22 protein-coding genes are annotated in these 23360 nt (G+C 68.4%); 10 read left to right on the forward strand and 12 right to left on the reverse strand.

The features are described 5' to 3' along the window. The first annotated feature begins 167 nt into the window (after nt 1–167). Nucleotides 168–611, forward strand: coding sequence for a hypothetical protein (locus tag ACEN9H_RS27340; protein ID WP_413672774.1), 444 nt, complete (start codon nt 168–170; stop codon nt 609–611). A gap of 46 nt (nt 612–657) precedes the next feature. On the opposite strand, the gene ACEN9H_RS27345 is transcribed toward ACEN9H_RS27340, so the two are convergent. Both ACEN9H_RS27345 and ACEN9H_RS27350 read right to left on the reverse strand, forming a co-directional pair. Beyond that, complete coding sequence (locus ACEN9H_RS27345; RefSeq protein ID WP_413672775.1) at nt 658–837, reverse strand: hypothetical protein; 180 nt, start codon at nt 835–837, stop codon at nt 658–660. Nucleotides 838–1043: 206 nt separating this feature from the next. Next, nucleotides 1044–2495 carry a PLP-dependent aminotransferase family protein gene (locus ACEN9H_RS27350; RefSeq protein ID WP_413672776.1) on the reverse strand — a complete coding sequence of 484 codons (1452 nt, stop codon included), beginning with the start codon at nt 2493–2495 and terminating at the stop codon, nt 1044–1046. A gap of 90 nt (nt 2496–2585) precedes the next feature. On the opposite strand from ACEN9H_RS27350, the gene ACEN9H_RS27355 reads away from it, so the two are divergent. Next, entirely contained in the window at nt 2586–3224 is a 639-nt protein-coding gene (locus tag ACEN9H_RS27355) for a pyridoxamine 5'-phosphate oxidase family protein (protein ID WP_413672777.1), read from the forward strand. Here the strand turns inward: ACEN9H_RS27355 and ACEN9H_RS27360 are convergent. Continuing rightward, nucleotides 3214–3972, reverse strand: coding sequence for a DUF3108 domain-containing protein (locus ACEN9H_RS27360; RefSeq protein ID WP_413672778.1), 759 nt, complete (start codon nt 3970–3972; stop codon nt 3214–3216). The two genes, ACEN9H_RS27355 and ACEN9H_RS27360, sit on opposite strands and share 11 nt — an antisense overlap. Nucleotides 3973–3974: 2 nt before the next feature. Further along, entirely contained in the window at nt 3975–5126 is a 1152-nt protein-coding gene (locus tag ACEN9H_RS27365) for a DUF3108 domain-containing protein (RefSeq protein ID WP_413672779.1), read from the reverse strand. 111 nt (nt 5127–5237) lie between these two features. Between ACEN9H_RS27365 and ACEN9H_RS27370 the strand changes: the two genes are divergently transcribed. After that, on the forward strand, nt 5238–6017 hold the full coding sequence (locus ACEN9H_RS27370; RefSeq protein WP_413672780.1) for a PhaM family polyhydroxyalkanoate granule multifunctional regulatory protein: 780 nt from the start codon (nt 5238–5240) through the stop codon (nt 6015–6017). A 15-nt stretch (nt 6018–6032) separates the two neighbouring features. On the opposite strand, the gene ACEN9H_RS27375 is transcribed toward ACEN9H_RS27370, so the two are convergent. The 5 genes from ACEN9H_RS27375 to ACEN9H_RS27395 form a co-directional block, all read right to left on the reverse strand. Then, nucleotides 6033–8144 (reverse strand): molybdopterin cofactor-binding domain-containing protein, encoded by a 2112-nt coding sequence (locus tag ACEN9H_RS27375; protein WP_413672781.1) that lies wholly within the window; start codon nt 8142–8144, stop codon nt 6033–6035. A 74-nt stretch (nt 8145–8218) separates the two neighbouring features. Further along, nucleotides 8219–9892, reverse strand: a complete 1674-nt coding sequence (locus ACEN9H_RS27380; protein WP_413672782.1) for a tetratricopeptide repeat protein — start codon at nt 9890–9892, stop codon at nt 8219–8221. Then, entirely contained in the window at nt 9889–10599 is a 711-nt protein-coding gene (locus ACEN9H_RS27385) for a sensor histidine kinase (protein WP_371765122.1), read from the reverse strand. Before ACEN9H_RS27385 ends, ACEN9H_RS27380 begins: the two co-directional genes overlap by 4 nt. Nucleotides 10600–10669: 70 nt before the next feature. Continuing rightward, nucleotides 10670–12331, reverse strand: coding sequence for an FAD-dependent 5-carboxymethylaminomethyl-2-thiouridine(34) oxidoreductase MnmC (mnmC, locus tag ACEN9H_RS27390; RefSeq protein WP_413672783.1), 1662 nt, complete (start codon nt 12329–12331; stop codon nt 10670–10672). Between the two features lie 4 nt (nt 12332–12335). Further along, nucleotides 12336–12899 carry a DNA-3-methyladenine glycosylase I gene (locus ACEN9H_RS27395; protein ID WP_413672784.1) on the reverse strand — a complete coding sequence of 188 codons (564 nt, stop codon included), beginning with the start codon at nt 12897–12899 and terminating at the stop codon, nt 12336–12338. Nucleotides 12900–12967: 68 nt separating this feature from the next. Here ACEN9H_RS27395 and ACEN9H_RS27400 point away from each other — a divergent pair, with 68 nt between their 5' ends. From ACEN9H_RS27400 to ACEN9H_RS27415, 4 genes are all read left to right on the forward strand, one after another. Further along, entirely contained in the window at nt 12968–13966 is a 999-nt protein-coding gene (locus tag ACEN9H_RS27400; protein WP_082577573.1) for a serine/threonine-protein kinase, read from the forward strand. Then, a complete protein-coding gene (locus ACEN9H_RS27405; RefSeq protein WP_413672785.1) occupies nt 13963–15117 on the forward strand; it encodes a GAF domain-containing protein in 1155 nt (384 codons plus the stop codon). The genes ACEN9H_RS27400 and ACEN9H_RS27405 overlap by 4 nt, the downstream gene beginning before the upstream one ends. A 65-nt stretch (nt 15118–15182) precedes the next feature. Next, nucleotides 15183–16007: a PP2C family protein-serine/threonine phosphatase gene (locus tag ACEN9H_RS27410; protein WP_413672786.1), complete on the forward strand. Its 825-nt coding sequence runs from the start codon at nt 15183–15185 to the stop codon at nt 16005–16007. A 119-nt stretch (nt 16008–16126) separates the two neighbouring features. Beyond that, a complete protein-coding gene (locus ACEN9H_RS27415; protein WP_413672787.1) occupies nt 16127–17314 on the forward strand; it encodes a PEP-CTERM sorting domain-containing protein in 1188 nt (395 codons plus the stop codon). Here ACEN9H_RS27415 and arr read toward each other — a convergent pair whose 3' ends face one another. Then, nucleotides 17315–17770: an NAD(+)--rifampin ADP-ribosyltransferase gene (gene arr, locus ACEN9H_RS27420; protein ID WP_413672788.1), complete on the reverse strand. Its 456-nt coding sequence runs from the start codon at nt 17768–17770 to the stop codon at nt 17315–17317. Nucleotides 17771–18146: 376 nt separating this feature from the next. Here arr and ACEN9H_RS27425 point away from each other — a divergent pair, with 376 nt between their 5' ends. Then, nucleotides 18147–18806 (forward strand): glutathione S-transferase family protein, encoded by a 660-nt coding sequence (locus ACEN9H_RS27425; RefSeq protein ID WP_413672789.1) that lies wholly within the window; start codon nt 18147–18149, stop codon nt 18804–18806. A gap of 29 nt (nt 18807–18835) precedes the next feature. Here the strand turns inward: ACEN9H_RS27425 and ACEN9H_RS27430 are convergent, their stop codons facing one another. Together ACEN9H_RS27430 and ACEN9H_RS27435 are read right to left on the reverse strand one after the other, a co-directional pair. Then, nucleotides 18836–19753 carry an MBL fold metallo-hydrolase gene (locus tag ACEN9H_RS27430; RefSeq protein WP_413675641.1) on the reverse strand — a complete coding sequence of 306 codons (918 nt, stop codon included), beginning with the start codon at nt 19751–19753 and terminating at the stop codon, nt 18836–18838. A 111-nt stretch (nt 19754–19864) separates the two neighbouring features. Beyond that, nucleotides 19865–20767, reverse strand: coding sequence for a LysR family transcriptional regulator (locus tag ACEN9H_RS27435; RefSeq protein WP_413672790.1), 903 nt, complete (start codon nt 20765–20767; stop codon nt 19865–19867). Nucleotides 20768–20887: 120 nt separating this feature from the next. On the opposite strand from ACEN9H_RS27435, the gene ACEN9H_RS27440 reads away from it, so the two are divergent. Both ACEN9H_RS27440 and ACEN9H_RS27445 read left to right on the forward strand, forming a co-directional pair. Then, the gene (locus tag ACEN9H_RS27440; RefSeq protein WP_413672791.1) at nt 20888–22195 is read left to right on the forward strand and encodes an amidohydrolase family protein; all 1308 of its coding nucleotides are present in this window, start codon (nt 20888–20890) and stop codon (nt 22193–22195) included. Further along, nucleotides 22182–23354: an arabinose transporter gene (locus ACEN9H_RS27445; RefSeq protein ID WP_413672792.1), complete on the forward strand. Its 1173-nt coding sequence runs from the start codon at nt 22182–22184 to the stop codon at nt 23352–23354. Before ACEN9H_RS27440 ends, ACEN9H_RS27445 begins: the two co-directional genes overlap by 14 nt. Nucleotides 23355–23360 lie beyond the last annotated feature (6 nt).

Consider the following 23360-nt stretch of genomic DNA (forward strand, 5'->3'; position numbering starts at 1 on the left):
AACTAATACGGAACGCCCGCGTACGGTTCACAACTGGTGAATATGCAACGGAATCGAAGCGCCGCTTGACTTGCTAACATGACAACATCAGGCGCGCGCCCCTCTGATCCCGACAGCGCGATAATGAACGTTGCGATATTTACATCATCTTCATGAGGAGGAATGCCATGCAACGCACACTTGCGGCCGTAGTTGTGTCCACCTTCCTGGCCGCCTGCCTGACCCCGGCCGCCGTCCTGGCGGCGCCCCTCACCCCGAAGCAGCAGAACGGCATCACCTACGTCAACGGCGGCGTCGGCGATGAAGAGCAGGCCGCGATGAAGGCCCAGCGCGCCGACTACAACCTGCTGCTGACCTTCGCCACCAAGCAGAGCGGTGCCTACCGCTCCGACGTCCAGCTCGATATCTCGGATGCCAAGGGCGCCAACCTGGTGACCGCGGCGAACACGGGGCCGATGTTCTTTGCCAGACTGCCGGCGGGCACGTATCGGATCAGTGCGGCGGCGGAGGGCAAGACGTTCAAACGGACCGTCAAGGTGGGCAGCGCGCCCAAGGAAATCGTGCTGCATTGGGAAAACGACAATCCGGATGATCCGGGGCCGCAGGACTAAGCTTTCTCTATAAAACGAGCCCGGAACCAGCGTCCGGGCTGAATCCTCAAACCTTCGTCCCTCTTTCCCGCAACTGACGGCGAAGTCGAAAGTTATCTGCCACGACACCAACAAGAACGACGGTGTTTGGCGTGCTAAGCGCATCATTCCCGAGGTAGTGCCAGAATGCCCAGGCGACCAGGGAGACCCCGGCACCTGTAGTGAGCAATAACAGCGAGTCTTTCATTTGAAATTCTCGTAGACCTTATAGTATTTCCGGCCCGAGACGCTTTGAAGATAAGCGTCCACTGCCATGATGCCTCCGTTATTGATTGAACAAGTGATGCATTCTTGCTTGTCTTCTTACCAACAACGTTGGTTAGTGTCGGTACATCCAGCTACACAAAAAGTCTGACAGGCTCATTGAAGGGCTGATTAGGGTCGGATGGAGACTTAAGGCCGGTCCAGCATCACGCCCGCCAGCCGTTCGACCAGCGCATCCATCCGCTCCACCGGCACCTGCGCATACCCGAGCAGCAGCCCATTGACCGGCGCCCCACCGGGCACCGCATGCGCCGACAACGCATTCACGACGATTCCCTGCGCCCGCGCGCGCCGCACGATCTCCACGTCCGCAATGCCATCGGCGGGCAGGCGCAGCGCCAGATGCATCCCGGCCGAAGCCCCTTCGACGACAGCGTGACTGCCCACGTGCCGCCCGAGCGCCTCGACCAGCGCATCCCGCCGCTGCCGATACAGCCGCCGCATCCGCCGCAAATGCAGCGCGAACTCGCCGCTGCGTAAAAATTCCGCCAGCGCCAGCTGCTCCGCCGTCCGCCCCGCCGCCGCCGACTGCGCGCGCATGACGGCCAGTTGCGGCGCCAGCCCGGCCGGCACGACGACGAACCCGATGCGCAGCGCCGGAAACATCGTCTTGCTGAACGTACCGCAGTACAGCACGGGCGCATCCGGCACGAGACCCTGCATCGCCGCCAGCGGCGGGCCTTCGTGGCGGAACTCGCTGTCGTAGTCGTCCTCGACGATCAGCGCGCCGGCCGCACGCGCGCCATCGATCAGCGCCAGGCGCCGCGCCGCCGACGTCACCACGCCGATGGGGTACTGGTGCGACGGCGTCGTGTAGATCAGCTTCGGGCGGCGCGCGCTCCAGTCGTGAAGAGACGGCGCCATGCCCTCCCCATCCACGGCGATGCCCTCGACGACGAGACCGGCACCCCGGAACGCGGCCAGTGCGCCGCCGTAGCCGGGATTCTCGATCCAGGCGATGTCGCCCGCGTCGGCGCACGCGTGGGCGCACAGGTCGAGGCTCGCCTGCGTGCCGTCCGTGATGAAGACCTGGCCCGGCTCGCACACGACGCCGCGCGATGCGCGCAGGTAGTCCGCGATCGCCGTGCGCAGCGCGGGCTCGCCGGCCGGGTCGCCGTAGTTCAGCCGATCAAAAGACAGGCCGCGCCAGACGCGGTCCAACAGGCGGCGCCACTGCGCCAGCGGGAAGGCGCGCAAATCGGGCACGCCGGGCGTGAACGGCAGCGCGACACTGGCGGTGCCGTTCACGGTGCGCAGGTTCTGCGCGCGGCGCGCAAGGCCCGCCTGCGGCACGTCGGCGCTGCGCCGGCGCGGCGCGGGGGCGATGCCGGCGACGATGGTGCCGCGCCGGTCCGGGATGACGAAGCCTTCGCACGCCAGCTGCTCGTACGCGTACAGCACCGTGTTGCGGGCGATGCCCAGTTCCTGCGCGAGCGCGCGCGTGGCGAGCAGGCGCGTGCCGGCCGCCAGCGTGCCGTCGCGGATCGCGGCGCGCAGGCATTCGTGCAGCAGGCGCTGGCGCGGCCAGGCGTGACGGGCGTGGTCGCGGCCGAAGGCGTCCAGCAGCAGGGAATAATCCATCGTGGCTCCATGAAATTGCACGGCTCTGGATCTTTTGCTGGAGCCATCCCGGCCATTATAGTGCGGCTTCCACCCACATTATCGAGGCCAATGAACACTGCTCCTTCCTCCCGCACCCAGGTCAAGCGCGGCGCATCCAAGGCGTCCTACGATCCCGCCCTGCTGCATGCCATCGTCGACGCCGCCTACGTTTGCCATGTCGCCTTCGCCGACGCACACGGCACGCATTGCATCCCCACCGCCTGCTGGCGCAGCGGCGACTACCTGTACATCCACGGGTCGAACGGCAGCCGCATGCTGCAGCGCCTGACGGAGCAGGATTGCTGCGTGACGATCACGCACGTGGACGGCCTCGTGCTGGCACGCTCCGCGTTCAATCATTCGATGAACTACCGCAGCGCGATGGTCTACGGCCGCTTCGAGATCGTCGCGGAAGACGCCAAGCGCCAGACCCTGGTCGACTTCATGGAGCACCTGGCGCCGGGCCGGCAGGCGGAGATCCGCCCGGGGAACGACAAGGAATTCGCGGCGACGACCGTGATGCGCATCGCGCTCGCCGAGGCCGCGTGCAAGGTGCGCACCGGCCCGCCCGACGACGACGCGGAAGACATGCACATCGCCGCGTGGGCCGGCGTGCTGCCGCTCGGAGAGGCGCGCGGGACGCCTGTCCCGGACGCGTACTGCGCCCAGCCGGCGCCGGCCTATGTGAAGGACTGGGCTACTTCTTGACGATGCGTTCGAGCGTCTGCTCGACGTAGTCGCGGTCGTTGTCGGTGAAGCGCAGCTTGACCGGATACCACTCGTGGCCGGGCGCCAGCCAGATGTCGAGCGACTGGTCCCTGGAACCCGGCGGCGGCGCGCGCATCACGTGCACGGCATCCACTTCGCCCAGCGACGCGCCGGCCTGCACCTTCTCGCGGCCCACGACGCGGAACGTCCACGGGTCCGCGTCGCGCGGGCCGATGACGAAGAACTGCCATTCCGACCCCGGCTTGAACTTGTCCTTCGCGGCGCGCGCGACCGCCACCAGCTGCCACGAGACGGACACGCGGTCCTGCTCGCCGCCCTTGATCGGATACGTCTTGTCGCCGTCGCTGAACGTGATGGTCTTGCCGTCGCGGTCGAAGGTGGCCGTCGTCGGGTCCTTGCGGAAGCGCTTGTCGTAGTACTCCGTCGGTGCGAGACCCCAGTTGTCGACGATGCCCGTGCTGCGGTTTTCCGTCAGCTTGCCCAGCAGCGCCACGCGCGACTCGGCGCTGATGGCGTATTTGCTGTCGTTGACGCGCCAGGTGAGCGTCGCATCGCCGCTCAGGTTGAAGCCGCGCTGGCGCGCGCCGATGGAATAGGTCAGGTCGGCCGACGGCGGCAGGTCGAACGGGCGCTTGATGGCCGGATGTTCTTCCGCCGCGACCGCAGGGCCGCCCACCACGGTCATCAATACTGCCCCTGCGCCTGCCATCTTCAAAACATTTTTCATTATCAGCTTCCTGCTTGTTGAATCACGATTTTGCTCGCGGTCTGGGTCGTCACCGCCCCACTCGCCTCGACATTGCGGATCTGTACCGGATACCAGCCATAGGCCGGCGCCAGCCAGAGTTCCAGGCGCGAATTGTATGAGCCGGGTTTCGGTGGACGCACGAAATGCCATGTGGCGATGCGCCCCAGCGGCGTGTCGAGCTGTTCCTGTCCGGCCACCGTAAAGGTGAAAACGCTTGCGTCGCGGTCTTCGCCGACAAGGATGTCTATATTTCCCGACAATTGTTTCGAATCACCGCGCGCGATGGCCGCCAACTGCAGCGGCACGCTGGCTTTATCCTGCGCGCCCGGCACGAGCGGATACTTCGCGCCGGATGCCGAAAACGTCAGCGTGCCCTCCTGGCGATTGAAGTGCGTCGCCGTCATGGCGCGTCCGCGCCGCTTCTCCGTCATCAAGGTGGGGACGAATCCTTCGTCTCCAACCGTGCCCTCGCTCGTGAGGGTGAGCAGGTTCACGTGCGCGAACACGACGCGGATGCCGGCCTCGATCTTCACGCGGTAGCTGGACGGCGTCACCCGCCACGACAGCTGCGCGTCGCCGCTCCACTTCGTGCCGTTCGCATCCGTGCGCGCGACGTCGAGCGTGATGTCGGCCGAAGGCGGCACGTCGACCTTGTAACGGCGCGCTTCCGGCGCGGCCGGCTGGGGCTTCGGTGCCGCTTCCTGCTGGACCTGCGCCTGGGGTGCCGCGTCCTGTGCCGGGGATTGTACGGGGTCCGCGCCGGCGGCGGCGCCACCCTGCCCCGTTTGCTGTCCCGCGGCGTCGGCAGCGGCGAGACCGTCCGATTCCGGCGTCAACGCCGCATCGGGCCGACCGGGCGGTGGCGCCGCGGGCACGATGGGCTCCGGATCGATCTCGGGCAACGGCGGCTGCTCCAGCGCCGGCTGCGGTGGCGGCACGGGCGGCAGCGGGCGCGGCTGCGGTGCCTCGACCAGCTCGGCCGTCAGGGGCGCGCGGCCCGTGCGGGCGGACGGGTCGGGCACCTGGCCCATCTGGCGCGCGAACCAGCCGAACACGAGCACATGCAACAGGACCGTGAGCGCGCCCAGCACCAGTTGCCGGCGGCGTCGGGTCGTGGCGTATGCAGGGCTCATCCGCCTAGTGTAGCCGGTCCGCCCGCGCACTGCCCGCCTGCGCTTCCAACGATGTCTATGTCGGCTCTTATTTATCTGTTACGCTAGCGGCCACCAACCAGGGAGACCACCATGCTGAAACCCTCCGCACCCGCCATGCCTGGCGTGACGGACACGCTGGAATTCGTCAAGAACCTGTGGGGATCCATGCAGATCCCCGGCACCGGTATGCCCGGCATGCCGGGGATGGCTGGCATCGCCGCACCGCCGATGTCGACCGAGGACCTGGACAAGCGCATCGCCGACCTCAAGGCGGTCGAGTCCTGGCTGAACCTGAACCTGTCGATGCTGCGCGGGACCATCCAGGCCCTCGAAGTGCAGCGCGGCACGCTGATGACGCTGAAGACGATGGGCGCCTCGATGGCCGAAGCGATGCGCCAGTCCGGCGTCAGCGCGGAAAAAATGGCGTCGATGCCGTTCCCGCCCTTCTTCGGTGCGCAGGGCCAGTCGGGCGCCGCTGCCAAGCCGGCAACGCCGGCCGCGAAGACGGATGCTCCCAGGGCACCGGATGCCGCCGCGGCGGGCAGCGGCGGCACGGCTCAGCCGGGCACGGCCGCGCCGCAGGCCGCCGGCGCGACGGACGCGCCGGGCAACCCGGCGGCGGCTGCGATGCCGGCTGCCGTCGCATGGTGGAACATGTTGCAGGAACAATTTACGCAGGCGGTCGCCAACGCGATGACGCCGAGCGCCGCAGCGCCGGCAGCGCCCGCGAAGGAGGCAGGCGGGGCGCCGAAAGCGGAAGCGCCCAAGGACGCGCCGAAGGTGCAGCCACCTGCGCCGAACGGCGGCAATGGCGGCAACGGCGGCAACGGCAAGGCGCGGACCAGCCGGTCGAAGACCGACAAGACCTGACGTCCTGCCCGGCCGTCAGCCGAGCTCGAACGGCAGCTTGCGCAAGCGCTTGCCCGTGAGCTGGAAGATGGCGTTGGCAAAGGCCGGCGCCAGCGGCGGCAAGCCTGGCTCGCCCATGCCGGTGGGCGGCTCGGTGGACGGCACGATGAACACATCCACATGCGGCATGTCGGGCAGGCGCGCCACCGTGTAGTCGTTGAAATTCCCCTGCTCGACGACGCCGTCCCTGAACGTGATGGCGGCGCCGGGCAACGTGGTGCCGAGGGCGGCCAGCACGGCGCCCTGCACCTGCGCCTCGATCGACAGCGGATTGACGGCCAGGTTGCAATGCACCCCGGCCGTGACCTTGTGCAGCTTCGGCACGCCCTGCTCGACCGACGCCTCGACCACGTAGGCCACCACGCTGCCGGACATGCCGTGCACGGCCACGCCCCAGGCACGGCCCTCGGCCAACTGCTTCTTGCCGTAGCCGGACTTCAGCACGGCCAGGTCGAGCGCCGCCAGGTGGCGCGGGCGGTTGTCGCCCAGCAGCTTGCGCCGGTACGCGACCGGATCGGCGCCGGCCGCGTGCGCCACTTCGTCCACCAGGGTCTCCATGACGAACGCCGTGTGGTTCGACGCCGACCCGCGCCACCACAGCACCGGCACGTTCGCCTTCGGATGATGCACCGTCAGCTTGACCGGCAACGCATACGCCTCGGCGATGCCCTCGGTCGTCGTGGAATCCACGCCGTTCTTGATGAGCACCGATTCGAACGGCGTGCCCGCGCTGATCGCCTGGCCGACGATGACGTGGTTCCACGCCAGGACGTCGCCGTTCCCATCGAGCCCGATGTCGACCTTGTGCACGTGCGCGGGGCGATAGTAGCCGCCCTTGATGTCGTCCTCGCGGCTCCAGATGATTTTCACGGGGCCGCGTCCGTACGCCTTCGCGACGTTCACCGCTTCGACCAGGTCGTCCGACGTGGTCACGCCGCGGCGGCCGAAACCGCCGCCCGACATCATCGTGTGCAACGTGACCTGCGTGAGCTTGAGCCCCGCAGCGGCGGCGACGGCGGTCTGGTCGAACGTCTGGAACTGCACGCCCGCCCACACCGAGCAGCGATCTGCGTGGAGGTCGACCACGCAGTTGACCGGTTCCATCGGCGCATGCGCCAGGTAAGGAAATTCGTAGACGGCCGAGATCGACGTAGCCGCCGGCGCCGGCGTGGCGGCAAGCGCGCGGTAATCGCGCAGCTGCCGGCCCGAGTCGAGCTTGTCGACCGCACCGGCGTCCCAGTCGATGACGAGCGCATCGCGCCCCTGCTTCGCCTGCCAGTAACCGTCCGCGATCACGGCCACGCCGCGCCCGCCGCTGCCGGCCGCCACCTCGACCACGTCGATCACGCCCTGCATCGCGCGCGCCCTGGCGGCATCGAGGCTGCGCACCCGGGCGCCGAACACGGGCGGACGCGCGACCACGGCCACCTTCATGCCGGGCAGGGAAAAGTCGATGCCGAACTGCTGCTTGCCGCTCGATTTGGCGCGCGCGTCCAGGCGTCCGGTCGGCTTGCCGATGCGCTGGAAATCCTTCGCGTCTTTCAGTTGGACGGCCGCCGGCACCGGCAGCTTCATGGCCGCATCGGCCAGCGCGCCGTAGCGCGCCTTGCGCCCGCCGGGGCCGATGACCGTGCCAGCCGACGTGGTGCACGACGCCGGCGCGACCTGCCACCGCTCGGCCGCGGCGGCGACCAGCATCGCGCGGGCGCGCGCGCCGATCTCGCGGTAATGCGTGAACGAATGCGCCACCGAGATCGAACTGCCGGTCATCTGGATGCCGAACAGCGGATCCTTGTAGGCGTCGCCGGCCGGCGCCAGTTCGGCGCGCACGCGCGACCAGTCGGCGTCGAGTTCCTCGGCGACCAGCATCGGCAGCGCCGTGTGCACGCCCTGGCCGAATTCGAGCCGGTCGACCATCACGGTGACGGTGTCGTCGGGCGCGATGCGGAGAAAAGCGTTGGGAGACGCGGGCGCCGGTGCGGCCGCGCGGCCCGAAACGGGGATGACGAAACCGAGTATCAGCCCGCCGGTGGATTTCAGGAAGCCGCGGCGGCCCAGTGCCGTGTCGTTGTTCCGTTCAGTGCGCACGCCGTCTCCCGCTTTGATCAAAGGGGAATTCTGACACGGCCGGCGTTATGAAATTCACCAGACCGCGTAGTGAATTACGCCACCTCGGCGATCGTCCCGCTCTCCGCCACCGGCTGCAGCTGCGCCAGCTGCTCCATCAACTGCGCGAAGCGCTGCTGTCCCGGCAGCAGGCGGTCGACGTGGTGCAGCACCTCGTACGCCTCGGCCGACAGGGCGCCGTCGTAGCCATGCTGCTGCAGGTGCGAGACGAGGATCTGCGCCGCGTTGAACAGGATACGCTGGTTGTTCGGCACCTTTTTTCGTGCCTGGCGCATCCACTCCACGGCGTCCTTCAGCTTGCCCGTCTTCCACAGCAGCACGCCCTGGTTCATCAGGTCCGTCGCTTCCTTCTTGGAGACGCGGATGAACTCCAGGCCCTCGTCGCCGAGGCGCGCCTTGTCGAAGATCTTCTGCACCTCGTCGAGCAGCAGCGGGTTGTCGTGGTTGTTGCGGATGACGTAGCACAGCAGCTCCACCGGCGCATCCTTCACGCCCACCGCGAACAGCAGCGTGGCCAGTTCCAGGCAGGTCGGGATGTCGGGCCGGGTCTCGGTCGCATTGAGCAGGGCTTCCAGCTCGTCGCCGGCCTTGCGCGCGCGCCGGTAGTCGCCGCTCTCGTGGTAGACGAGGCCCTCGGTGATCTTGGAACGCAGCGCGATGTCCGGATGGTCGGCGGCGAACTCGCGCTGGACCTGCAGCAGCAGCCGCAGCGCTTCCTTCGCATCGTTCTTCTGGCCGCACACGCGTGCGAGGCCGAGGTAGGCGTCGGGCGTCTTCATGATGGAGTATTCGCCGATCAGGATGCACTTGCGGAAGGCCTGCTCCGCCATCTGCACGTTGCCCACCTTGAGCGCCACGTTGCCGAGATTGCGCTGGCGCGGCACGGAATTCGGCGACAGTTTCGCTGCCCGCTCGAGGATCGCGCACGCCTCGTCCAGTTTGCCCAGGTTCTGATAAGTCAGCGCGAGCTGGTCGTACGCGTCGATGTAATAGCGATTCTCCGCGATCACGCTCTGGAACGCCTGCCGCGCCTGTTCGAATTCGCCGTTGGCCATGCGGATCTTGGCGATGCCGGCGCGCGCCCACTGGTATTCGCGCTGCTCCAGCACGCGCTCGTACACCTCGCGCGCCTTCGCCGGCTCGCCGCTCTTTTCCATCAGCTTGGCCTTCATGCGCAGCAGGTCGATCTCGTGCGCCTTGTGGCCTTCGATGGCGGCATCGCACAGGCGCGCCGCGCGCAGGTAGTCCTTCTCGGCATAGGCCTGGTCGATGAGGCGGAAGATCTGCTTCTTGTGCCACACGCGGTTCAGGCGCGTGAGCAGCACGCCTTCCGTGATCGGCTTGATCAGGTAGGCGTCCGGCTGGTGCTCGGCCGCGCCCATCACGGATTCCACGCTCTTTTCGGCCGACACCATCAGCCACACGGTGCTCGGATTGACGAGGTTGCGCACGCGCGCTTCCTCCAGCACCTGCTGGCCGTTCTTCCCGTCGCCCAGATTGTAGTCGCACAGGACGACGTCGTAGCGGATGCGCGCCAGCAGGCCCATCGCCTCGCCGCCGGACGACGCCTGGTCGATGTTCTTCGCGCCCAGGCTGCGCAGGGCTTCGCGCAGCAGCTGGCGCACGCCGACGAAGTCGTCGACGACGAGGTAGTTCTTGTCGGCCCAGTCGATTTCGTTGACGGCCTTGACGGAAGCGGGCGCGTTCATGGCAGGTTCAGGATGAAGCAGCCGCCGCCGTAGCGGCCGCCGTTTTCCAGGCGGAGCGTGCCGCGCCGCTCGCGGTGCTGGTGCATGCGCGCGACTTCGCTGGAAAAATACAGGCCCAGGCCCGCGCTGTTGGTCAGGAAGTTCATGCCACCCGCAGTTTCACGGGTGGCGATCGCGCCGGCCTTCAGCAGCGCCGGCGGATAACCGGGACCGTTGTCTTCCACGCGCAGTTCGAGCCAGTTGTCGTCGGTGACGCGGATCGCCAGCCGCACCGTGTCGCACGTGTAGTGGATGGCGTTGTTGATCGCGTGCGACAGCACGCCCACGATCAGGTCTTCGTCGAAGTGCCAGACGAGGTCCGCGTCGTAATCGAGTTCCAGCTTCAGGCCGCGCGACTTCAGCAGCACGCGCTCCAGCGCCACCACCTGGTCGACCAGCTGGCCCAGCTCGAGCGGCTGCACGTCGAACGGGTACGCGGGCGTCCCCACCTGCTTGTACAGCGCGAGCAGCTGCATCAGGTTGTCGTTCAGGCGCTTCGTCTGGTACAGCATGTGCGCCATCTGCGGGTACGCCGATTCCGTCTGCGGAGATGCGTCGACAAGAAGCCGCTCCAGCGTCCCGGACAGGACGCTGATCGAATTCTTCATGTCATGCGCGGTCGAGGCGAGAAACAGCGAGAGCTCGGGCGCGTCGGGGGTGTCGTCCATGGCTGGATCATGTGTGAAATGTTGCTTGGCACACATTATACCTTTGAAACTTTCGGTTGCCCGAAAGAAATCAATTTTCTGGCTGCGGACCCCGCGGGGCGCGGCGTGCGCGCAACACGAAGCGGGCCGGGTCGAGGGCGTCGACCAGGCTGGACTCCAATGGCAGCGGCTCGCCTTCGATCTGGGCGGCCAACAGCTCGGCGGCCAGACCGGCCCAGATCAGGCCGCGCGACGCATAGCCGAGCAGTCCGTACAGCCCCGGATGGCGCGGCACGTCGCGCAGGCGTTCGGTGGTGCCGGCGGCGTCGAAATCCGGCAGGCGGCCGACGAGCGGCAGGCGGTCCGGCGCCACGCAGCGAAAGCCGACGCGCCCCGCCAGCGGCGCATCTTCCGCCGCATGGGGATCGGACAGCAGGCCGCGCAGGCGCTCCAGGTTTTCCGCGTGGCTCGCGGGCGACAGCGCGGGATTCGGATTCTCGTCGTATGTCGCGCCCGCGCTGCACACGCCCCCGGACGGCGGCGTCAAATACGCCTCGCGGCACAACACGACGGGCAGTTTCGGCACCATGTCGGCCGGCACGTGCGACACTTGCCCGCGCAGCATCGTCAATGGCAGCGGCGCGGCCTGTGGCACCTGCGCGGCGCCGGCGCCATTGGCCAGGATCAGGTTCGGCGCCCGCGCCACCACGACGCCGTGCTCGTCCGTCAGGTGCCACTGCTCGCCGTCGCGTTCGATGCGCACGTCGCCCACGCCGAGCTTGCGCTCCAGGCGCCCGCCGCACGCATCCAGCATCGCCGCGCACACGCTGCCGGGCCGCGCCCAGCCGGCGCCGCGGAACAGCCAGCCGCCGTCCGGCGCCGGCAGGCCGCCGAGCAGCGCTTCCGCCTCGGGACGTTCCAGCCACTCGGCGAAATCGGGCGGCAGCGATGTGTCGGCGGCGATGGCGCGCTGCACGTCCGCGTGGCCAGCGTCGCGCGCCAACTGCAGCACGCCGCACTTGTCGCCCTCGATGGCGCGGCCGATGCCGCCCAGGCGCTCCCAGTGGCGCAGCGCGTACAGGTAGGCTGCGCGCGTCAGGCGCGTGGGTACGTTGTCGTCCTTCGACAGCAGCGGCATGAAGATGCCGGCGCGGTTGCCCGACGCTTCCATCGCGGGCTGCGGCTGGCGGTCGACGACCGTCACCTGCCAGCCGCGCGCGCACAGGCGCTCGGCCGCCGCGGAACCGGCGATGCCGGCACCGAGCACGATGGCGCGGCGTTCGGGCGCCGGCGGTGCGGGCGGACGCGGTTTGCGGCTGGCGAAACGGGCATGGCGGCCGTCCGCGTCGAATACAAAGCCTTGCGCCGTCAACGCGGCGACCTGGTCTTGCGTGAGGTCTTGCGCCTGCAGGCAGGCGTCCTGCGCGGCCACGCGCGCGACGTGGCGCGCGAAGTCCGTGCCCGCGTGTTCGATGTCGTGCAGGCGGAACATGTCGACGCGCGCCGTCAGCTGGGCCAGCGCCTCCGTCAGCGGCGCGCTGATCAGGTCCAGCGTGACGCCCGGCTCCGCCTGCGGCATGCGGTGGAAGCCCGGCAGCAGGTGGTCGCACAGGGCGATCAGGTGAAGATTGGGGGAACGGTGCGGATCGGTGCGCCAGACGTCCGTCAGGACGCGGACCGCGGCGCCGTCGCCGTAATGCGAATCGAAGACGGTATAGCGGGCCCGGGTGCACCAGCAGGCGCGATAGTCCATGACATCACCTCCGGCGGCGGCACAGGCAGGCGCGGTCGTGATCGTCGACCATGCCGATGCCCTGCATGTAGGCATACACGATGGTCGAGCCGACGAACTTGAAGCCGCGCTTGGCCAGGTCTTTCGAGATGCGGTCGGACAGTTCCGTGCGCGCCGGGCGGCTGCCGTCGGGCCAGTCGTTGACGATGGGCTTGCCGTCCACGAAGGCCCACAGGTAGTCGCTCAACGTCAATCCCTGTTCGCGCAGGCGCAGGTAAGCTTGCGCATTGTTGATGGCGGCCGCGACCTTCAGGCGGTTGCGCACGATGCCGGGATTCGCCAGCAGTTCCGCGACCTTGGCATCGTCGTAGCGGGCGATCTTGTCCGCATCCCAGCCGTCGAAGGCGAGGCGGTAGTTGTCGCGTTTGTTCAGGATCGTTTCCCACGACAGCCCGGCCTGCGCGCCTTCGAGGTTCAGCATTTCGAACAGCGTCGTCTCGTCGTGGCAGGGTACGCCCCACTCATGGTCGTGATAAGCGATATAGCGTGGGTTGGCCATATTGGCCCAGGTGCAGCGGGTGTCGTTCATACATCAAGTATAAACCTGTGGCGCCGATTTTCATTATCTGGAAACCAATTTGATTTACACTTGCGGCCATGAACCAACCGACGCAGTTAGGCAGATACCGGATCGTGCGCGTGCTCGGACGCGGCGCCATGGGCGAGGTCTACGAAGGCCTCGATCCGCGCCTGGACCGCAGCGTCGCGATCAAGGTCATCTCCACCGCCTGCGATGCCGATCCGGAGCTGCACGCGTCCTATTCGGCCCGCTTCATCCGCGAGGCGCAGGCCGTCGCGCGGCTGAACCATCCGCACATCGTCGGCCTGTATGACTTCGGCGAGGAAGACGGCGTCGCCTACATGGTGATGGAACTGGTGCGCGGCGAAGAGCTGGCGGCCTATTTCGACATGACCCAGGACTTCCACCTCGAGTTCACGCTCGAGGATGCCGTGCGCATGACGTGCGAGCTGCTCGACGCCCTCGGCTACGCGCACCGCAACGGCGTGATCCACCGCGACATCAAGCCGGCCAACGTGATGCTGAGCCACGACCTCTCCGTGAAACTGACGGACTTCGGCGTCGCCCACATGGCCGCGCTGAACGCGGCCGTACAGGATGCGGACGGCGCGGAGATGGTCGGCACGCCCAGCTTCATGGCGCCCGAACAGATCACGGGCCAGGCCGTCGGCCCGCAGTCGGACATCTTCGCCGTCGGGATCATCCTGTACCAGTTTCTCACCAACGAGCGGCCGTTCCGCGGCGCCGGCATGTTCGCCGTGCAGCAGAAGATCCTGCACGACCACCCCGTGCCGCCGACCCTGCTGAATCCCCTGCTCGGCCCGGCCTTCGACCGCGTCGTGCTGCGCGCCCTCGCCAAGCGCCCGGAACATCGCTATCCCAGCGCCGAAGCATTCCGCGACGATCTGCGCCGCGCGCTCGACGGCGATACGCTCGCCTCTTCCCCGTGGCGGCCGCTCGATACGGTCACGCCGCGCTCCCCTGCCGACATCGTGCGCCACGTGCAGGAAGATGACGACGCGACCCGTATTGGCGACGTTGACGCGACGCGCCTCGCGCCCATGACGCGGCCATGAATGATTCCACGATCGTGGCGAACGGCGACTTCTTCCGCCGCCTGCAGCAGCTCACGACGCGCATCCACGCCACGCGCAACGTCGACGAGATCATGCTCGACCTGTCCGAAGGCATCTGCACGCTGTTCGGCGCGGACCGCCTGACGATCTATACGGTCGGCGAGGACAAGGCGAGCCTCGTCTCCAAGATCAAGACGGGGATGGCGTCGTTCCGCCAGCTGCGCCTGCCGATCTCCGCGCAGAGCGTGGCCGGCTACGCCGCGCTGGCGCGCCGGCTGCTCAACCTGAACGACGTCTACGATGCCGCCGAACTGCAGCGCTACGCGGCCGACCTGCGCTTCCAGCAGGGCGTCGACCGGCGCACGGGCTACCGCACGACGCAGATGCTGGTCGTCCCGATCATGCACGACAGCGAAGTCATCGGCGTCCTCCAGCTGATCAACAACCTGCGCGGCGGTCCGTTCGACAGCACGATCGTCGAAGGCGCGCGCTACCTGTGCGACACGCTCGCCATTGCGTTCGCCCAGCGCCGGCAGGAAGCCAGGCGCGAACGCACGGGCTTCGTCGGCGCACTGGGGTCGCGCGCGCTGGGACGCGAACAGGTCGAGCAGGCGGTCGAACAGGCGCGCGCGCAGGGCCGCGACGTCGAGGACGTGCTGCTCGACGACTTCAAGGTGAAACTGCCCGTCGTCGGGCGCGCCCTCGCGGACCACTTCGCCGTGCCCTATCTCGCCTTCCACCCCGGACGGCGCGTGCCGGCGGAACTCCTCGACGGCATGGACCGCGCGGCCGCCGAAGTGCGCCAGTGGCTGCCGGTGGAGCGCAACGAGCATGCGCTGTACGTCGTCTGCATCGACCCGGACAAAGTCAGGGCGGACAATGCCGTCGCCACGCTGTTTCCGCAATCCCGCCCCGTGTTCTGCGTGACGACGCGGCGCGATTTCGCGGCGCTGCTCGACCAGTACTTCGGCCCGGCCACGGCCCCCGCGGCGTTGCCGCCCGAGCGTGCGGACAGGCTCGTCGACACCGTCGCGGCGCTCGTCGCAGGGAGCCACCGCGAAGGCCTGTCCGACCTGCGCATCGAGACGGCGCCGGGCGACAGGCCGGGCGAGATCCGCTTCACGGTCAGCGGCGTCCTGCGGCTGCCGTGAAAATCGCCAACCCTGCAGGGCAGCGTGCTAGCATGCCGCACCTGTATTGATATCCACCGCGTTCGATGAGCACCTGGAAGCAGCTAACCCCGAGCATCTACCACCGCCTCGCCTTCGGCTGCGCGTACGGTCTGACCGACGTCGGTCTCGTGCGCCAGTCCAACGAAGACAACTTCCTCATCGATCCCGCGCTTCGCCTGGTGGCCGTCGCCGACGGCATGGGCGGCCACGACGGCGGTGAAATCGCAGCCTGCCTGGCCCTGGAAACCGTGCGCGACGCGCTCGCGGCCGCCGACCCGAAAAAATCCTCGCCCGGCGATGCGGCCGACCCGGACGCGACCTGGCAGGACGAGCACATGCCCGCCGTCGTGGCCGTGCACGAAGCCGTCGATGCCGCCAATGCGCGCGTGTACGGCGCGAATGTGCAAGGCGGCCGCGGCGAAGGCAGCGGCATGGGCACCACACTGACGGGCTTCTGGCAAAGCCTGCCGGGCGGCCCGCTCGTCATCTTCCACGTCGGCGACAGCCGCCTGTACCGCTACCGCGACGGCGAACTGGCCGTGCTCACGCGCGACCAGACGATGTACCAGCAGGCGCTGGAAGCGGGCGTCTCCGGCGACTTCCCGCCGCGTAACCTGCTGCTGCAGGCGATCGGCCCCACGGCCGCCATCGCGCCCGACGTCAAGGCATGCACGCCCCATCCCGGCGACCTGTACCTGCTGTGCAGCGACGGCTTGTACGGCAACACGCCGCACGCCGCCATCGAGCGGGCGTTGGCCGGCGCGCATGCGCAAGCGCTGGAGCACTGCTGCGCCGAGCTGATCGCCCTCGCCAAGGCGCATGGCAGCCGCGACAACATCACGGCCGTGCTGGCGCTCGTCGAACGCTGAAGGGCAACTGTCGTTATTTGCACTATGCAAATAGAATTTCTCTAGAATAATGTAGATTTGATACGAGGAAAGATGATACTCTGTAGGAGATCTCCTACTATCACTCTCCCGAACCTCGTATGGACTACCGCAGCGCCTACATTCGCCGAAGCAGAAAGGGGTCGCGCCTGAAGCAGCGCCTGGCCGCTGTCGGCGTGCTGGGCGTGGTGGCGTGCGCCGCGCTGTACGCGTACGCGATGCACGAGTCCACGGCGCCGACGGTGTCCGCGCAGGCGCATGCGCCGGCTGCAGCCACGACGCCGGCGCCGGCCGTGCTGCGCACCGCGGCCCGGGTGGAGACGAAGAAGACGCGCCGCGTCTATCCGTATTCGATCGTGCCCGGCGGCGTCCTCGACCGCAAGGAACTCACGCATGCCGTCGCCGTGGACCAGGTCGTGGCGGAGCATTACGCGGCGTTCGAGGCAAGCAGGACCACCGTCAGGACCGTCGACAAGCCGCGCGCCGTGTACGTCTCGTACCGCAAGGGCGACAAGGTGTTCTGGACGGCAAAGAGACTCCAGCTGGCCAAAGGCGAAACGCTGCTGTCCGACGGCCAGAACGAGATCCGTACGCGCTGCGGCAACCGCATTTCCGACGTGCCCCAGCTGCCCGTCGAAGCCAAGGGCCCGAGCGAGGAAGAACTCGATTCGTCCGTCGAAGAGGCCCAGCAGGACGAGGGCACGATGGAACAGGTCGGCTACGCGACCGAAACGAATCCCGCCGGCCACGGCTACCAGTTGCAGACCTTCGGTAACGGCGAGACGGCGCAGGCCGGCGGCACGGGGCCCACGCGCACCAGCTTCGGCCCGAACGGCATCCAGGGTGCCGGCATGGGCCCGATCTGGGATGGCGGCACCTTGCCGGTATCGCTGGCCAAGGTGTCGAGCGACACGACGCCGACCGGTACCGACAGCGGCACGGGCAACGGCGGCATCCCGACCGACACGGGCGCCAGCGGTTCCGGCGGTGGCGGCGATCCGGGCAAGACGCCTGGTGGCACGACGGGTGGAACGACGCCGGACGGAACGACGCCCAGCGGCGGCGACACGCAACCGAACACCGATCCGGGCACGAAAAACCCCACGATCCCCGGCACGCTGCTCCCGACGGATCAGCCTGGCCAACCCAACGATCCGGGCAAAAATCCAGGCAAAAGCCCGACCAAACCGCACGGCGACGTGCCGGAACCGGGCACGTTGTGGCTGGCCGGCGCCGGCGTGGCCGCGCTGCTGGCGGCGCGCCGCGCGAAGAAGCGCCCGCGCGACTGATCAGTCTTCGATCACGGCACGCCCCGCGCGCCGCAATTCTTCCAGGTGGTCGAGCATCTGCCGGATCACCTCCGGCGGGTGCCCCTGCCAATCCGCCACTTCCCCGACGATCCTGAGCGGCGTCCGCGTGCGGTACGAGCGCGTGGGATTGCCGGGAAAGCGTTTATTCGTCAGGTTGGGATCGTCCTCGAACGTCCCCGTGGGCTCCACGATATATACATGCCCCCGCCCCTCGGCACCGCCGAGCGCCGTCGCCAGTTCCGCACCCCAGATCGCGGCCTCCATGGACGCGCTGAAATACACGTTGTTGGAGACGCGGCCTTCCTCGAAATTGGAGGCGTGGCCCGGAATTAATACGTCGCCCGGCTGGAAACGGATTCTGGTGCCGTGGTAGAAAGGGCCCGGGACGTTGTCGCAGGATGCGTGGGTAACGGGAGTCCATTCTTGATGATCCATACGGCCTCTTATTTCAACAACTTGATGTGTTTAACGAAAGGAATCCGCTCACCGTCGCCCGGTTCGGCAATACGGCAAGCAACAACGGCAGGTTGTTTATCAGGCGGTTCATGCATGAAACCGGTAATGTAATCCTTCATGATACTGAAAGGATGACGTCACAAGTTCACGCTTTACCACGTGTCAACGCGCAGGCCGAGCCCCAGGGCCGGATCGACTCCGAGTTCCGTCACCGGCTTCCAGTCCGTCATGTCGTCCCTGCCGTGTCACACATTTGTATTGACGACAAGTTAGCACACCGGAGATACTGGACAACCCCCGAACAGTCCCGCCAACCCGGGATGCCCTGCGCCGTGGGCAACGGCTGAGAACTTCCATGACGCTCGCACTCTACGGTCATCCCTTCTCGTCGTACACGCAAAAAGTGCTCGTCGCGCTGTACGAGAACGACACGCCTTTCGAGTTCCGCTGCCTCGGGCCGGACACGCCGCAGCACGCGGCGCAATGGCTGCAGCGCTGGCCGCTGCGCAAATTCCCGCTCCTCGTCGACGGCGCGCGCAACGTCGTCGAGACGAGCATCATCATCGAATACCTGCACCTGACGCATCCGGGGCCCGTGCGCCTGCTGCCCGACGATCCGCTCGCGGCGCTGGACGTGCGCTTCATGGACCGCTTCTTCGACCTGCACGTGATGAACATGGTCCAGCACGCGGTGAACGGCGCGCTGACGGGCGATGCGGCCAAACGCGCGGACGCCGTCGCGACGGCGACGGAAAAGCTGGAACTCGCCTACGAATGGCTCGAAGGCTACCTGGCCGGGCGCACCTGGGCGGCGGGCGACACGTTCTCGCTCGCGGATTGCGCCGCCGCGCCCGCGCTGTTCTACGCGGACTGGACGCATCCGATCGGGCCGCAGTACCCGACGCTGCGCGCCTACCGCGCGCGCCTGCTGGCGCGGCCGTCGTTTGCCCGCGCAGTGGACGAGGCGCGGTCCTACCGTCCGTTGTTCCCGCTGGGCGCACCCGACCGCGACTGAGCGCGACTGAACGCGACTGAACGCCGTCGTCAGTAATCCCAGAACACCGGCACGTAACGGTACGCGTCGCCATCCGCCATCACCCGCCCGATGGACGGGAACGGCAGGTGCGCCGCGACCAGCAGCCCGCCATCAATCATCAGCTCGCGGAACAGGCGGTCGCGCACCTTGGCCGCTTCTTCCGGATCGTGTTCGAAACCGTTCTGCCAGCCGGGATGCTCGAAGTTGACGGGGAAGACGGCGTCGCCGGCGAACATCAATCGCTTGCCGCCGGACGCCAGGTCGACCACGCAATGACCGGGCGTGTGGCCGCCGGTGCGGCGGGCCACCACGCCCGGCGCGACCTCGCGGCGCTCCTGGAAGACCTGCAGCCGGTCGCGGTATTCGGCCAGGAAGCGCGCGGCGGTCGAGCGCAGCACGGGCGGCACCGCTTCCGGCATGACCGTCAGCGAGAAATCGGGCGACGCCCAGAACTTCACTTCGGCGTCGGTCACGTGGATGCGCACGTCCGGGCGCAGTCTTTCCTTCACGCCGGGCGCCAGCAGTCCGCCCACGTGGTCCATGTGCATGTGGGTGATCACGATGTCCGTCACGGACGCGAGATCGATGCCGACCGCCTCCAGCCGCGCCGGGAACTGGCCGGCGCGCGGGAAGCCCGGGAACTGCGTGCCCACCCCGGCATCGACGAGGATGGTCTGGTCGCCGCTGCGCACGACGAGCACGTTCAGCGGCCAGTCGAATTTATCGGGCGGCAGGAACATGTGATCGAGCCAGTCCGCCAGGTCGGCCGGATCGGCGTTCGTGGCCATCGTCGTGGCGGGCAACGGCAGCACGCCGTCGCTGACCACCATCACGTCGATGTCGCCGACCTTCAGCGCGTAACGGGACGGCACCAGTTCTTCGGGGCCGTGGCTGGCGGGGCGCAATGGGGAATCTACGGTAAGCATCATGGTCTCCTGGAAGAGGCCCGGGGATCGGGCACGGATGCATCGTAGAGAGGAAGCGCGCGCGTCAGAAGCCATGCGGGCGACCCCACCGTGTTGCCCGCTACGCAACAGTCACGCGTGGCCGCGGCAGATCTCCGTGCAGAAATCGAGGAAGGCTTCGACGGCCGCCGGCGGCAGGCGCCGCGACGGCCGGATCGCGTACAGGGGAAATCGCTCGTCCGGCCAGTCCGGGAACAGGTCGACGAGGGCGCCGCCCGTGATCAGGGATTCGAAGCCCAGCGCCAGCATCTGCGCGACGCCCGCGCCGGCCACGCACGCGCGCACGAGGGCGTCGCCGTCCGTCAGCGTCAGCCGGCCGCGCGTCTCGACGACGAGCACCTCCTTCCCGCGATGGAACTCCCAGTCGAACACGCGCCCGTCCTGCGGGTTGATGTACTGGAGGCACTCATGTCCCGCCAGGTCCTGCGGGACCTTCGGCCGGCCGTGGCGCTTCAGGTAGGCGGGCGCCGCCACCGTCAGCACGCGCGTGTTCAGCAGCAGCCGCGACGACATGCTCGATGCCGGCTGCGGCCCGAAGCGCACGGCGACGTCGACGCCTTCCGCCACCAGGTCGGCCGCATCCGGCACCGGCACCATCTTGAGTTCCAGCTCCGGATGGCGCGCGAGGAATTCGGGCAGGCGTGGCGCCAGCACGTAGCGCACGAACAGCGGATTCAGGCTGACGCGCAGCACGCCGCGCACCTGTGCCGCCGCGCCCGCGACCGCGTCCGCCGCTTCCTCGATGCCCGACAGGTGCGGCGCCGCCAGTTCGTACAGGCGCGTGCCCTCGCCCGTCAGGCGCAGCGCGCGCGTCGTCCGCTCCAGCAGCCGCACGCCGATCTTCGCCTCCAGCCGCGCCACCGAGCGGCTCACGCCCGACGCCGACAAGCCCAGCACCTCCGCCGCGCGCGTAAAACTGCCCGTCTCGACGACGGCCGCCAGCACGCTCATCTCCGCCAGCAATCTCCCGTCCATGGCTCACCTTTGAATTTCGTCATAAATGATTTGCATGCCACCATCTTAATCAAAAATCGATGGCGCCCTATCTTGTCGTGGATGCCGCGCACCCCGCGCGGCCCGATCAAGGAGCCCGACATGACCCGCCCCATCCTCTTCAAGAACGGCACCATCGTGACGATGGACGCCGCCGTCCCCGACCTCGCGACCGGCGACGTGCTCGTCGACGGCGACCGCATCGCCGCCATCGCGCCCGCGCTGCCGGAAGGCGACGCCGAGATCATCGACGCCACCGGCTGCATCGTGCTGCCCGGCCTCGTCGACGCGCACCACCACGCGTGGCTGGGCGCCCTGCGCCGGCTGATGCCGGACGTGGACGACCTGTTCGCCTACATCGGCGTCGTCGCCGAGACGCTGGGCCGGCACTACCGCCCGCGCGACATGTACCTGTCCACGCACCTGACGGCCATCGCGTCGCTGGACGCCGGCATCACGACGATCGTCGACGCCTGCCACGGTTCGCGCGGCCCGGACCACACGGACGCCGCCCTCGACGCACTCGCCGCGAGCGGCATCCGCGCGCTGCACATGGTCGGTCCGGCGATGGACAAGGGTGCATCCTCCGCCCACCTGCCGGGCGACCTGGAACGCCTCGCGCGCACGTGGAACGGCGACAACAGCCTCGTACGCGTGGGCCTGTTCGGCCAGTTCAATCTCGAATGGTGGCAGGCCGCGCGCCGCCTTGACATGCGCATCCTGACGGAATTCATCGGCGACCTCGCCACGCTCGGCCCCGAGTTTTCCGAACCCGGCATCCTCGGCCCGCACAACATCTTCAATCACTGCACGCGGCTGCCGGAAACGACGTGGCGCCGGCTCGCGGACGCCGGCGTCAACGTCACCGTGAATCCGCGCTCGGACGCGCTGTTCGGCTTCGACGACGACAGCTTCGCGTACCAGCGCGCGGTCGACCACGGCCTGGCGCCGGCGCTCGGCATCGACCTCGATACCGCCTTCGGCAGCGACATGTTCGGCGAGATGCACGCCCTGTTCCACCAGCAGCGCGCCGCCATGCGCAACCGCCGCTTCCGGGGCGAGCAGGACGTGCCGGCCCCGATCACGGTGCGCGCCGTACTGGAAGCGGCGACGGTCAACGGCGCCCGCGCCGCCGGCCTGGAAGGCGTCACCGGCACGCTGGCGCCGGGCAAGCAGGCCGACATCATCATGGTGCGCACGAACGGCGCCGCCGTGTTCCCGGTGACGCATGCCGTCGGCACGATCGTGCAGGCGGTCGAGCGGGCGGACGTGGACACGGTGATGGTCGCGGGCCGGCTGCGCAAGCGCAACGGCACGCTGCTCGGCGTCGACCTCGACCGCCTCGCCGCCGACGTCACGGCGTCGCGCGACCATCTGCTGGCCGCGGGAGGCATGCATGTCGGCCGCTGAAACGTTGTCGATGCCGTCGGCCCGCCGCGACCGTCCGGCGCCGGCCGTCATCGCCGCGCTGTTCTGCGGCTGTCTGGCCGTCGGCCTGCCGCTGCCCGTCGTGCCCCTGTTCATCCACGACAGTCTCGGCTTCGGCAGCGCCGTCGTCGGGCTGGCCATCGGCATCCAGTTCCTCGCGACGGTGGCCACGCGCGGCTACGCCGGCCGCGTCGCCGACGTGCACGGCGGCCGCCGCGCCGCGCTGCAGGGCGCGCTGTGGTGGGCGCTCGGCGGGCTGCTGTACCTCGTCGCGACCTTGCCTGGCCTCTCCGCCGGCGCCAGCCTGGCCATCCTCGTCGTGGGCCGCCTGGCCGCGGGGTTCGGCGAAAGCCAGTTCGTCACGGGATGCGTGGCGTGGTCGATCGCGTCGGTCGGGCCGCAGCGCGCCGGCATGTCGATGTCGTGGACCGGGATTGCCATCTTCGCCGCGCTGGCCGTCGGCGCGCCGGCCGGGATGGCGCTGTTTGCGCGCTCCGGTGCGGGCGCCACGATGCTGGCGTGCGTGCTGTCGCCGCTGCTGGGCGGCGCCATCGCACTCGCTGCGCAGCCGTACGCAATGGCGGCGGGGCCCCGGCTGCCGTTCCACCGCGTGCTGGGCCAGGTCTGGCGCGAGGGCGCGGGCCTGATGCTGTCCGGTGCCGGCATCGCGGGGCTGACCGCATTCGCGTCGCTGTACTTCGCGCTGCGCGGCTGGGGTCACGCGGGGCTCGTGATGACCGCGTTCGGCATCGGCTTCATTGCCGTGCGCCTCGTCCTCGGCCACCTGCCGGACCGCATGGGCGGCTACCGCGTGGCCCTGTGGTCGCTCGCCGTCGAAGCCGCCGGCCAGGTCATGCTGTGGCAGGCGCCAACGGAGGCGGCGGCACTGGCGGGCGCCCTCGTCACGGGCCTCGGCTGCGCGCTCGTGTTCCCGGCCCTCGGCGTGGAAGCGCTGAAGCGCGTGCCGCCCGCCAACCGCGGCAGCGCGATGGGCGCCTTCGTCGCCTTCCTCGACATCGCCTACGGCCTCGCCGGCCCGGCCGCCGGCATCGTGGCGGGCCGCTTCGGCTACGGCGCCGTCTACCTGCTCGGCGCCGGCTGCGCGCTGGCCGGCGCCCTCCTCGTGCGGCGCCTGGCGTGAGCCTGA

Source organism: Massilia cellulosiltytica (assembly GCF_047325105.1).
In the GTDB taxonomy this organism is placed as follows: domain Bacteria; phylum Pseudomonadota; class Gammaproteobacteria; order Burkholderiales; family Burkholderiaceae_D; genus Telluria; species Telluria orientalis.